Origin of the sequence: Brachybacterium vulturis (assembly GCF_043641765.1) — a bacterium.
In the GTDB taxonomy this organism is placed as follows: Bacteria; Actinomycetota; Actinomycetes; order Actinomycetales; family Dermabacteraceae; genus Brachybacterium; species Brachybacterium vulturis_A.
On record NZ_JBHZRO010000006.1, the window covers coordinates 101,712 to 112,980 of the forward strand.

10 protein-coding genes and 1 pseudogene are annotated in these 11,269 nt (G+C 70.2%); 6 read left to right on the top strand and 5 right to left on the bottom strand.

Annotation, left to right across the window (positions count from 1 at the left end; translation table 11 throughout):
- Window positions 1-9: 9 nt before the first annotated feature.
- On the bottom strand, window positions 10-798 hold the full coding sequence (locus tag ACHUEU_RS06425; protein WP_394215078.1) for a GntR family transcriptional regulator: 789 nt from the start codon (window positions 796-798) through the stop codon (window positions 10-12).
- A 319-nt stretch (window positions 799-1,117) separates the two neighbouring features.
- Here ACHUEU_RS06425 and ACHUEU_RS06430 point away from each other — a divergent pair, with 319 nt between their 5' ends.
- From ACHUEU_RS06430 to ppc, 5 genes are all read left to right on the top strand, one after another.
- Window positions 1,118-2,050, top strand: a complete 933-nt coding sequence (locus tag ACHUEU_RS06430; RefSeq protein ID WP_394215079.1) for a transporter substrate-binding domain-containing protein — start codon at window positions 1,118-1,120, stop codon at window positions 2,048-2,050.
- Between the two features lie 85 nt (window positions 2,051-2,135).
- Window positions 2,136-2,972 carry an ectoine/hydroxyectoine ABC transporter permease subunit EhuC gene (gene ehuC, locus ACHUEU_RS06435; RefSeq protein WP_394215080.1) on the top strand — a complete coding sequence of 279 codons (837 nt, stop codon included), beginning with the start codon at window positions 2,136-2,138 and terminating at the stop codon, window positions 2,970-2,972.
- Window positions 2,969-3,628, top strand: a complete 660-nt coding sequence (gene ehuD, locus ACHUEU_RS06440) for an ectoine/hydroxyectoine ABC transporter permease subunit EhuD (RefSeq protein ID WP_394215081.1) — start codon at window positions 2,969-2,971, stop codon at window positions 3,626-3,628. The genes ehuC and ehuD overlap by 4 nt, the downstream gene beginning before the upstream one ends.
- Window positions 3,621-4,418 (top strand): ectoine/hydroxyectoine ABC transporter ATP-binding protein EhuA, encoded by a 798-nt coding sequence (ehuA, locus tag ACHUEU_RS06445; RefSeq protein WP_394215082.1) that lies wholly within the window; start codon window positions 3,621-3,623, stop codon window positions 4,416-4,418. The genes ehuD and ehuA overlap by 8 nt, the downstream gene beginning before the upstream one ends.
- 143 nt (window positions 4,419-4,561) lie before the next feature.
- Entirely contained in the window at window positions 4,562-7,390 is a 2,829-nt protein-coding gene (gene ppc / locus ACHUEU_RS06450; RefSeq protein WP_394215083.1) for a phosphoenolpyruvate carboxylase, read from the top strand.
- Between the two features lie 195 nt (window positions 7,391-7,585).
- Here the strand turns inward: ppc and ACHUEU_RS06455 are convergent, their stop codons facing one another.
- Genes ACHUEU_RS06455 through ACHUEU_RS06465 form a run of 3 tightly spaced genes read right to left on the bottom strand, consistent with a single transcriptional unit; the run spans window position 7,586 to window position 9,737 of the window.
- Window positions 7,586-8,143 carry a GNAT family N-acetyltransferase gene (locus ACHUEU_RS06455; protein WP_394215084.1) on the bottom strand — a complete coding sequence of 186 codons (558 nt, stop codon included), beginning with the start codon at window positions 8,141-8,143 and terminating at the stop codon, window positions 7,586-7,588.
- Window positions 8,140-9,246 carry an App1 family protein gene (locus ACHUEU_RS06460; protein WP_394215085.1) on the bottom strand — a complete coding sequence of 369 codons (1,107 nt, stop codon included), beginning with the start codon at window positions 9,244-9,246 and terminating at the stop codon, window positions 8,140-8,142. The genes ACHUEU_RS06455 and ACHUEU_RS06460 overlap by 4 nt, the downstream gene beginning before the upstream one ends.
- 5 nt (window positions 9,247-9,251) lie before the next feature.
- Complete coding sequence (locus ACHUEU_RS06465) at window positions 9,252-9,737, bottom strand: GNAT family N-acetyltransferase (RefSeq protein ID WP_394215086.1); 486 nt, start codon at window positions 9,735-9,737, stop codon at window positions 9,252-9,254.
- A 156-nt stretch (window positions 9,738-9,893) separates the two neighbouring features.
- On the opposite strand from ACHUEU_RS06465, the gene ACHUEU_RS06470 reads away from it, so the two are divergent.
- Window positions 9,894-10,412: an arsenate reductase/protein-tyrosine-phosphatase family protein gene (locus ACHUEU_RS06470; protein WP_394215087.1), complete on the top strand. Its 519-nt coding sequence runs from the start codon at window positions 9,894-9,896 to the stop codon at window positions 10,410-10,412.
- Window positions 10,413-10,444: 32 nt separating this feature from the next.
- Here the strand turns inward: ACHUEU_RS06470 and ACHUEU_RS06475 are convergent.
- A pseudogene (locus ACHUEU_RS06475) lies at window positions 10,445-11,269 on the bottom strand (hypothetical protein); the annotation flags it as partial.

Sequence of the window (11,269 nt, forward strand, 5' to 3'; positions counted from 1 at the left end):
GGCGGGGGGTCACTGCTCGTTCAGCGCCGTCCACTCCGGCCCGTCCGACTCCAGCAGATCGGGATCCCGCACCACCTGCTGCGTGTGCACCCCGCTGCGCAGCCGGGCGGCGAGCTCCTGCAGCGTCTCGCGCAGCACCGCGCGAGCCCGCGAGGCGTCGCCCGCGGACAGGGCATCCAGCAGCCGCTGGTGCGCGGCGGTGATGTCCGCGCGGACGCCGAATCCGAGCGGATCCGAGAAGCTCCCCATCCGGGTGAGGATCACGATCGTGCTCATGGCGGAGATCAGGAAGCGGTTCCGGGCGATCTCGGCGAGCTGCTGATGCAGGTCCAGATCCGCGTTGCCGGCCTCGATCACCTCCTCGGCCGCGAGCGCCCGACGGGTCCGCTCCAGGGTGTCCCGCAGCGGTGCCAGCAGCTCCTCGGCGGCCGCGTCGTCGCCGGCGGTGCGGAGCGCGGAGATCCGATCGGCCACGATCGAGGCGGCCTGCATCTCGATGCCCAGCCGGTAGTCGATGAAGTCCGACATCGTCCCGGCATCCATCCTGGTCACGAACAGGCCGCGGCCGGGGATCTGCGTGAGCAGACCGTCGCGGACCAGACGCTGGCAGGCCTCGCGCAGGGACGAGCGCGAGATCCCCATCTGCTTGGAGACCTGGACCTCGGGGATCGTGTCGCCGGGGCGGAGATCACCGAAATAGATCGCATTGCGCAGTTCGAGCTCGGCCTGATCGATGATCGAGGGTCGACGGATCGGCTGCATCATCGGCAGCTGGACCGTCTCGGGGCGGGGGCGCATGGATTCCTCCTGGGCTCGTGCGCGAAGGGCGCGCGGGGCGTCATCTAATCATCCGTCCCCGGCGTGTCCGTGACAGCCGCCGGGGGAGTCATCGCCGTCACATCCCGCCGATCCGGACCACGTGTTCGCAGGCGGCGCATGCAGATTCCACTGGATCACGATCCCATGACGAAAACAGCCGGTTCCCGGCGTCGGTCCGGCAGTGGGATTAGCGTGGGCATCGATTCGATCCGCAGATCGCCGGATTGTCCGACACCTGTAGGGTCTCAGGACATCGTCGATACTGCAGACCACGAGACACACGCCAAGGAGCATTGACATGCAGAACCGCCGCAGCTTCATCCGAGGGAGCGGTCTCGTCCTGTCGGCCGCCGCACTGGGCGGCCTCGCCGCCTGCAGCCGCACCAGCACCGGAGGCGGAGACGCCGGTGGCAACGGAGGCAGCGATGGCGGTGGCGGCGGGGGCGACCTGCTGAGCCGGCTGCAGGATGCCGGGACGATCACCGTCGGCTTCGCCGGTGAGGCCCCCTACAGCTTCGAGGACGGCGGCGAGCTCCAGGGCGCGACCGTCGCCATGCACCGCGAGATCTTCGGCGAGCTCGGCATCGACACCGTCGAGGGCAAGCTCACCGACTGGGGCTCGCTCATCCCGGGCCTGAACGCGGGCCAGTTCGACGCGGTCAGCGCCGGCATGTCGATCCTCCCGGACCGCTGTGCCCAGGCCGCCTTCAGCGAGCCCGAGTTCCAGTACACCACCGCACTGATGGTCCCCACGGGCAACCCGGAGGGACTGGTGGACATGCAGTCCTTCGTGGACTCCGGTCTGACCGTGGCCACCATGTCCGGTGCGATCGAGTCCAGCTACGCGGCGGACCTCGGGCTGGACAGCATCGAGGTCGGCGGCCCGCAGGACGGCGTGGACGCGCTCAAGGCCGGCAACGCCGCAGCCTTCGCGCTGACCGCCATCTCGCTGAACTGGCTGGCCGACAACACCGTCGACGACGTCGAGGTGACCGACAGCTTCGTCGCCGAGATCGACGGGGTCAAGCAGGTCGGCGCCGGCGGCACCGTGTTCCGCAAGGAGGACACCTCCCTGCTGGATGCCTACAACGAGAAGCTCGCCGAGATCATCGCCGATCCCGAGCGCTACCTCTCGATCGTCGGCGACTTCGGCTTCACCCAGGAGGAGCTGCCGCCCGAGGAGATGACCACCGAGATCCTCTGCTCCGGTGACCTCTCCTCCCTGCAGTGATCCCCTGCTCCATCGATGACGTCGTCCCGGCACGAGCCCTCGCGGGCCGTGCCGGGTCGTTCGTCGCCCGAGAGGTGATACCCCGATGGATGGAGTGATCGGCTTCATTCAGGATCTCGGCCCGAACCTCCAGCTGGTGCTGGAGCGGATGCCGATGATCCTCGACGGCGTCATGATCACGCTGCTGGCCAGCGTGCTGGGTGCCGCGCTCGCACTGTTCATCGCGTTCGCCTTCGGCCTCGCGCTGCTCGCGAAGAACCTGATCGTGCGCGGCGTGGCGAGGGTGTTCGTGGAGTTCTTCCGCGGCACCTCGCTCGTGGTCCAGCTCTTCTGGCTCGCCTTCGTGCTCCCACAGCTGCCGTACCCCTTCGGCTTCCAGCTCGATCCGCTGCTGGTCGGCGTGCTCGCCCTGGGTCTGAACTACGGGGCCTACGCGGCGGAGGTCGTGCGCGGCTCGATCGGCTCGGTGCCCACGGGGCAGTACGAGGCGATCAGCGCGCTCAGCCTGAGCCCGGCCCGCGGCATGTTCCGCATCGTGATCCCCCAGGCCTGGGCCCTGATGCTCCCCTCGCTGTCGAACCTCTGGATCCAGCTGCTCAAGGGCAGCGCCATCGTCGGCACGGTGACCCTGTACGACCTCTTCTTCCAGGTCGAGCAGCTGCGTGACCGGACCGGTACCTGGTTCGCCTACTCCTTCGCACTGCTGGCCTACTACCTGATCGCCTGGCTGATCGTGATCCTCATGAACGGTCTGGAGATCCGGGCCAAGCACCAGATCGGGCGCGGCCCGGCCCTGAAAGATACGTGGCGCTCGCTCTTCCGAGCCCCCGGCAGCACCCCCGGAGGCGGCCGCTCGGCGCGCGTCGTCCGTGACCGGGCCACCGCCAAGGCGGGCACCGCGGGAGAAGGTGGTCTGGCATGAACCCGAACTCGTCCTGGTGGGATTGGGACCACGCTGCGGCGGTCCTGCCCTCACTGTTGCTCGACGGCTTCAAGATCACCGTCCTGGCCACCGTCCTGGGCACCCTCATCGCCCTGGTGCTGGGCCTGGTCGTCGCGATCGTCCGGCGCAGCGCGCCGACGATCATCAACGCCCCGGTCACCTGGGTGGTCGAGTTCATCCGGATGACCCCGCTGGTGGTCCAGCTGGTGTTCGCGAACCTCGTGCTGTCGCCGTACTTCGACTCGACGCTCGCGATCGGCATCTGGGTGCTGGGCATCCATTACACGACCTACATGGCCGAGGTGTACCGCGCCGGCATCGACTCGGTGCCCACCGGGCAGTGGGAGGCGGCCACGGCCCTCTCCCTGCCGCGGGTGCGGACCTGGCGGGCGGTGGTCGTCCCGCAGGCGATCCGCAACACCCTGCCGGCGCTGGGCAACTACGCGATCTCCATGTTCAAGGAGACCCCGTTCTTCGTCGTGATCTACATCCCGGAGCTCGTGCGGGTCGCACAGAACTACGGCTCGCACAATTTCCGCTACACCGAGGCGATCACCCTGGCGGGACTGATCTTCCTGGCCGCCAGCTACCCCACCTCGCTCCTGATCCGACGACTGGAGAAGAAACTTGCCTGAGAACACAGCCCCTCCCGGCACGGCCGACGTGCCCCACATCGAGTTCCGCGACGTGGTCAAGAAGTTCGGCGACAACACGGTGCTGGACGACCTGAACTTCACGGTCACCAAGGGTGAGCGCGTCACCCTGATCGGGCCCTCCGGCTCGGGCAAGACGACCATCCTGCGCCTGGTGATGACCCTTGAGGAGCTCACCGGCGGATACATCCACATCGGGGGGACCCCGCTGCAGTACCAGGAGCAGGGCGGCAAGCGCGTGCGGATCCCGGACAAGCGCCGCCGCCGCACCACCACCGACATCGGGATGGTCTTCCAGCACTTCAACCTGTTCCCCAACATGACCGTGATGGAAAACATCATCGAGGCCCCGGTCAACGTGATGGGGCTGAAGAAGGCCGAGGCGGAGGCCAAGGCCGAGGCCCTGCTCGACAAGGTGGGCATGGCGTGGAAGAAGGACGCCCGTCCCAACGAGCTCTCCGGCGGTCAGCAGCAGCGCATCGCGATCGCCCGGGCCCTGGCCATGGACCCGGAGATCCTGCTGCTGGACGAGGTCACCTCGGCGCTGGACCCCGAGCTGGTGGGCGAGGTGCTCGCGGTGCTCAAGGACATCGCCGCCGAGACCGACATCTCCATGCTGATCGTGACCCACGAGATGCAGTTCGCGAGGGACGTCTCCGACCGCGTGATGATGTTCGACCAGGGCTCCGTCATCGAGGAGGGCCTGCCGGACAAGATCTTCAGCGATCCGGAGAACCAGCGCACCCAGGACTTCCTGCGCGCTGTGCTGTGACGGCGTGAGGCTGTCCGCCGAGTGTCCCCGACGGATGCGGCGGCGGCCCCCGCTGTAGTCTGTCCCCGTTCGTTCCGCGCCGCTGCGGTCGCCCTGAGTGCTGTCGGCGGCCGCTTCCCGGTGTGCCGACCCCAGGAGGCCCTGTGCCAGATCCCGACGCCATCGCCGTCCCCACGTTGACGAGCGAGTTCCCCGTCGTCGGCGACGACCCCCATATCGACGCCCCGCTGCGAGCCACCGTTCGCCGTCTGTCGACCCTGTTGGGCGGCGCCCTCGCCGACCAGCACGGTCAGGAGATGCTCGACCTCGTCGAGCAGGTCCGCAAACTCACCAAGGAGGCGAAGTCCTCCGAGTCCGAGGCCAGTGCCCTCGACGTCCAGAACCGCCTCGCCGCCCTGCCCATCGAGCAGGCCACCACTTTGACCCGCGCGTTCTCGCAGTACTTCCTGCTGGCCAACGCCGCGGAGCAGGTCTACCGGGTGCGGGCGCTGGACGAGCGCCCTGCCGCCGACTCCTGGATGCCGCGCACCGTGCGCGCCATCCATGAGGAGCTCGGCGCCGACGGCCTGCAGCAGGCGGTGGACTCGCTCGATGTGCGCCTGGTCTTCACCGCGCATCCCACCGAGGCCTCCCGCCGGGCCGTGCTGACCAAGCTGCGCCGCATCTCGGACATCCTCGGCGACGAGACCGCGGAGGACTCCGTCGAGCGGCGGCGCCAGGACCGCGACCTCGCCGAGCTCATCGAGACGCTGTGGCAGACCGATGAGCTGCGCCGCCACCGTCCCACCCCGCAGGACGAGGCGCGCAACGCCCTCTACTACCTGCGGGAGATCTTCCGCCAGACCATGCCGGAGATGCTCGACGACCTGCGCGAGGAGCTGAAAGAGCACGGAGCGGACATGCGCGACGACCAGGTGCCGCTGCGCTTCGGCTCGTGGATCGGCGGCGACCGTGACGGGAATCCCTTCGTCACCGCCCAGGTCACCCGCGAGGTGCTGGAGCTGCAGGCCGAGACGGCGATCGACTTCGCCGTCGAGGTGATCTCCGACCTGATCCTCGAGCTCTCGGTCTCCAGCGAGCTGACCGGCGAGGACGAGCAGCTGCTGGAGAGCCTGCGCGAGGACCTCTCCCACGGGACCGAGGTCGACCCGGTCCAGCAGGAGCTGTACCGCCAGGAGCCCTACCGTCTCAAGCTCGGAGCGATGCGCTCCAAGCTCCGCGCCACCCAGGAGCGCATCCGTTCCGGCGACGGCCATGTCCACGGTCGTGACTACCGCGACAGCGCCGAGCTCCAGGACGATTTCCGGGTGCTGCGCGGGGCGCTGCGCCGGCACGGCGGAGAGCGCGTCGCCGACGGCGCCCTCGCCGTCGCCCAGCAGGTGCTCGCCGCCTCCGGTCTCAACCTCGCCACCCTCGACGTGCGCGAGCACTCCGAGAAGCATCACGAGGTGCTGGCCCGCCTGTTCGACCGGGTGGGGGAGCTGGATCGTCACTACACCGAGCTCAGCCGGTCCGAGCGGACCGTGGTGCTGGGCCGCGAGCTCGGCAGCCGTCGGCCGCTGGTGGGGTCCGCGATCACCGAGGACGAGTCGATCCTCGATGACGCCACTCGCATCACCTTCAACGTGTTCCGGGAGATCCGTGACGCGCACCGCCTCTACGGCACCTCCGCCATCGAGACCTACATCATCTCGATGACCCACGGCGCCGACGACGTCCTCGCGGCCGCGCTGCTGGCCCGCGAGGCCGGGCTGATCAGCATCGCCGGCAGCGAGGACCACCGGGCCGATATCGGCTTCGTGCCGCTGCTCGAGGAGGTCTCGGAGCTGCGCCACGCCGGGGAGATCCTCGACGAGCTGCTCAGCGATCCCTCCTACCGGAAGATCGTGCGCCTGCGCGGCGACCGCCAGGAGGTCATGCTCGGCTACTCCGACGGCAACAAGGACGCCGGCGTGATCACCAGCCAGTGGGAGATCCACCAGGCGCAGCGCTCGCTGCGCGATGCGGCGGCCCGCCACGGGGTGACCCTGCGGCTGTTCCACGGTCGCGGCGGTTCCGTCGGCCGCGGCGGCGGTCCCACCTATGACGCGATCCTGGCCCAGCCGTACGGCGTGCTCGAGGGCGAGATCAAGTTCACCGAGCAGGGCGAGGTCATCTCCGACAAGTACATGCTGCCCTCGCTGGCCCGGGAGAACCTGGACCTGTCGCTGGCCGCGGTGCTCGAGGGCTCGGCGCTGCACACCGCGCCCCGCACCCCGGCGCAGACCCTCGACCGCTTCGGGGAGGTCATGCAGTCGGTCTCCGATGCGTCCTTCGCCCGCTACCGCACGCTGGTCGACGACGAGAACCTGCCGGAGTACTTCGTCTCCGCCACCCCGGTGGAGCAGCTCGGCGATCTGAACATCGGCTCGCGGCCCTCGAAGCGTGCCACCTCGGAGAAGGGCCTGGACGGCCTGCGGGCGATCCCGTGGGTGTTCGGCTGGACCCAGTCGCGGCAGATCGTGCCCGGCTGGTTCGGCGCCGGCTCCGGGCTGAAGGCCGCGCGGGAGGCCGGGCTCGAGCCCGACCTGCACGAGATGTACCGCAACTGGCACTTCTTCCGCACGGTGATCAGCAACGTCGAGATGACGCTGGCGAAGACGGACATGCAGATCGCCGCCCACTACGTGCACTCGCTGGTGCCGGAGCGGCTGTGGTACCTCTTCGACCGGATCCGGGAGGAGTACGAGCTCTCGGTCGCGGAGATCGAGCGGCTCACCGGCGTGCTGGGCCTGCTGGACAACCAGCCGATCCTCAAGCGCACCCTGGCCGTGCGCGACCGCTACCTGGATCCGATCTCCTACATGCAGGTCGCGATGCTGCAGCGGGCCCGGGCCGCCACGGAGCGGGGCGAGGAGCTCTCGCCCGAGCTGCAGCGTGCACTGCTGACCACCATCAACGGTGTCGCCGCGGGGCTGAAGAACACCGGCTGAGCGTTCGCGCCGAGGGGGAGCGGCGGCGCTGCGCCCGGCCGTCCCGCGCCACCCCGTCGCGCCGTGCAGAGACAGTAATGTCCCGGGAAGACCCATGTGCTCGCGCTCATCGGTCGTCCCGGGACATTTTCTGGCGCGTGGCTCGTCAGCGACCTGGCAGCGACTCGGCGTCCGCCCGGCGGGGGCGCGCAGCGGTCAGCGCAAGGGGCGCTCCATGACGTCCATGCCGAGGCCGGCGACCTTGAGCCAGTCCGGGTTGCCCGCGAAGGGCACCGCCGTGCCGACGGAGGCGAAGCCGTGCCGCCGGTACCAGTCCTGCAGCTCCGGCCGGCCCTGCAGCACCTGGATCCTCAGCACGCCCACGCCGGCGCTCCGCAGCAGCTCGGCCTGGGCCTCGAGCAGGCGCCCGCCGAGCCCGCGGGACTGGACCGCGGGGCGCACCGCGAACAGGCCGAGCTCCGCCCGGTCGCTCCCGTGCGGATCCGCGGGCTCGCGGCGCGTGTAGCAGCAGCCGGCCAGCTCACCGCCGAGCTCCGCCACCAGCAGCGTGACCCGGGGGTCGGCGAGCATGGCGTGGACCTCGTCGGCATCGGTGCGGTGCCCGTCCACGAGATGTGCCTCGGTGGTCCAGCCGCCCTCGCCCCGATAGGCCGCCTGCACCAGGTCCACGAGCTCGGGCACATCCCCGCCGTTCGCCGGGCGCAGCGTGACCTCGGTGCTGTGCCGGGTCCCGCGGGTCCGCGGAGCGGTCATGAGGGGATCTTCCCGGTGCGCTGCAGCTCGGCGAGCAGGCCGTGGCCGTCGGGCGCCTCCAGGGTGAGCGGGGTCGCGGGGAGGGGGGCGGTGTGCTCGCGCGGTCGCCGGGAGCCGTGGGCGAGCAGCTGCTCGGGCTCGGTGAGCTGGCGGATGAGCACGGAGTCGACCTGGTCCGGGTGGCGCCGGGAGAACTCCGCATAGATCGAGGGGTCGTGCTGGCCGTCGTCGCCGATCAGGATCCAGCGCATCGTCGGGAACTCCGCCGCGAGCCGGGTGAGGGCCCGGTGCTTGTGGTCGGGACCGGAGCGGAAGAACCCGGTGTTGGTGGGCCCCCAGTCGGTGAGCAGCAGCGGACCGTCGGGATACCCGTTGCGGTAGAGGAAGCGCTCGAGCACGGGGAAGACGTTCCAGGCCCCGGTGGAGAGGTAGAAGACGGGCATCGTGGGATGTTCGCGCGCCAGACGCTGGTAGAGCATCGGCATCCCGGGCACCACCTGGCGCGAGGACTGATGGACCACGAAGGCGTTCCAGAAGGCGAGCAGGGGGCGCGGCAGCCAGGTCACCATCACGGTGTCATCGATGTCGCTGACCAGGCCCACCTCGGCCTGGTCCGGGACCACGGTGATGGCTGCGGTCACCTCGTTGCCGGGGGCCGTCCACAGCACCGCTTCATGGCGTCCCGGGGGGAGGGCGATCTCGAGATCCGCGTCGACGATGCCGGACCGGTCGGCGCGGACGGTGAACTGCTCATCGCCGAGCAGGACATGGACGGTGCGGTGCGGTGCGACCTGGCCGGCGAAGTTCCGCCATCCGCGCACCGCCATCGTGCGCATGTCATGGACCGGCTGGTCGTGGAAGTCCGCCGGGGTGCCGGGGGAGGCGTAGAGCACCTTCGCCAGCACCCGGACCCGAGCACCGGAGCCGAAGCCGTGGAACGGCTGCAGACGCAGTTCCCAGTGCAGTCCGCGCAGAGCTCGACCCATCACCGCATTCTTGATGTCCTCGATCCGCGCCGCCCAGTGCGGACGGTCGGTCTGGGAGCGCGAGGCGACGACGCGCAGCGCACTGCGGGCGGAGGCGACGCCGGAGGAGATCCCCACCGGTCTCAGATGCCGCGGGCCATCTTCAGCCAGGCGCTGTCCGGATCGTCCTCGACGATCTCCCAGCGTTCGCCCGTGTCGGAGAAGCCCAGCGCCTCGTAGAGCGCGCGGGCGCCCTCGTTCTCCGGGCCGACGTACAGCGTGACGGTGTCGGCGCCGTCCGCGCCGGCCCAGGTGAAGACCGCTTCGGCGAGATCGCCGGCGATGCCGGAGTGGCGGGAGCTCGGCGTGACCCACATGGCCTGGAGCTCGCGCTCGTTCGCGGGCGAGTCCTGCTCGTGGCGTGCGGCGACGACAGCCACCGGCTGCCCGTCCTCGATCGCCAGGAACCAGGCCGCATCCCGCACCCGCTCCTGCCAGACGGAGTCCTCGTAGGTGGATTCCGTGTCCCAGCTCTGCCCGAAGGCGGCAGGGTCCGTGCTGAGGGACCGGAGACGGATCTCGCGCACGAGCGACCAGTCGTCGTCGTGGGCGCGGATGATTTCGGCCATGGGTGTCCTCCTGAGCCGTCGTTGCGTGGTCGCGGGCGATCAAGCCCGGGCGGTCTTGCTTCCGCGTTGCCGCAGGCACCGCATGCAGTCAGCCCCCAGTGTACGTTCCCGAGCAGTTCGGCGCTCCCCTCCTGCGGACCTTGGCACAATAGGGCCATGGAGCCCCTTCGTCTGCTGACCGTCTGCACCGGCAACGTGTGCCGTTCCCCGGCCGCGGCCGTGATGCTGCGCGTCGCCGTCGAGGAAGCGGGCCTGACGGGCAGCATCGAGGTGGGATCCGCCGGCACCAGCTGGGAGGCGGAGGGGATGCCGATGGACGACCGCACCCAGCTCGCCCTCGAGCGTGCCGGCTATACCCGGCCCTTCGAGCACGTGGCGCGCACCATCCACCTCACCGAGCTGCTGGCGTGGGACCTGGTGCTGCCGATGACCGCCGATCATGCCCAGCGGATGCGCCGGACGGCGGAGCAGGCACCGCCGGGGGCCTCCGTCCCGGAGATCCGGATGTGGCGGCGTTTCGAGCCCGGCATCTCGCTCGCGGCGCTGCCGACGGAGATCCCGGTCGAGGACCCCTGGTACGAGGGCCAGGGTGCGTTCGACAGGACGATCCTCCAGATGCGGCGGAGCGTTCCCGGCATCATCGCCCGGGCGCAGGAGATGCTCGCCGAACGCTGATCTGCGGCGCCGAGCGCCCCGCGCCGGTCCGCTCAGCGGGGGCCGCGGCGGCTGAGCAGGGTGGCGCCGACGAATCCGGCCGTGGTGAGGAAGCCGATCCCCAGCACGATCAGGATGACCTGCCGCATCTGGCCGGCGGTCGAGTCGGCGTTCTCGGAGATCGCGTCGAACAGGCGCACCACCGGACCGCTGTCCGCTCGCGTCGCCGTGGCCTGAGGGGGGCTCGTGGGCGGACTCTGCTCCTCCGCGGCGGCCGCCGGCTCGCTGGTCTCGTCAGCGTCGGTGGAGGTGACTGCGACGGTCTCCTCCGGAGCGGACGTGGGATCCGCAGGGACGTCCTCCGGGGTCGGGGGAGTCGTCTCCGGCGGCACCACCGGCTCCGCCTGCTCGGTCTCCGCCGGCTGAGGGGCGGTCGGCTCGGGCACTGTGGCCTCGGCCTCTGCCTCGGGCTCGGTCGCCTCGGGCGCTGCGGTCGTGGGCTCCGGCTCAGTGGTGGGTTCGGGGTCCTCGGTGGTGGGAGTCTCCGGGCTCGGGGGCGGCGGGGCGGGGTCCGAGGTCTCGGTCGCGTCCGGAGTCTCCGCGGGATCGGCCTCCCCTGGCTGGTCCTCGTCGAGCGGGGGATCCTCTTCCGTCCCCTCAGGGGGAACCGGCGGCGCCGGCGGCGCCGGACCTTCCTCGGCGTCGGTCTCAGGGGAGACGTTGACTTCTGGCGTGAGAGGAGGCTGTGTCGGCTCGGTCGGCTCTGCCGTGGGCTCGGCACTGGACGGTACCGTCGGCTCGGTCGGCTCGGTCGGCTCGGTCGGCTCGGTCGGCTCGGTCGGCTCGGTCGGCTCGGTCGGCTCGGTCGGCTCGGTCGG

Coding starts and splice junctions, on each gene's coding strand:
- ehuD (WP_394215081.1), top strand. CDS start 2,969: ATGAACCCGAACTCGTCCTGGTGGGATTGGGACCACGCTGCGGCGGTC.
- ACHUEU_RS06425 (WP_394215078.1), bottom strand. CDS start 798: ATGCGCCCCCGCCCCGAGACGGTCCAGCTGCCGATGATGCAGCCGATC.
- ACHUEU_RS06455 (WP_394215084.1), bottom strand. CDS start 8,143: ATGACCGCTCCGCGGACCCGCGGGACCCGGCACAGCACCGAGGTCACG.
- ACHUEU_RS06430 (WP_394215079.1), top strand. CDS start 1,118: ATGCAGAACCGCCGCAGCTTCATCCGAGGGAGCGGTCTCGTCCTGTCG.
- ACHUEU_RS06465 (WP_394215086.1), bottom strand. CDS start 9,737: ATGGCCGAAATCATCCGCGCCCACGACGACGACTGGTCGCTCGTGCGC.
- ACHUEU_RS06470 (WP_394215087.1), top strand. CDS start 9,894: ATGGAGCCCCTTCGTCTGCTGACCGTCTGCACCGGCAACGTGTGCCGT.
- ehuC (WP_394215080.1), top strand. CDS start 2,136: ATGGATGGAGTGATCGGCTTCATTCAGGATCTCGGCCCGAACCTCCAG.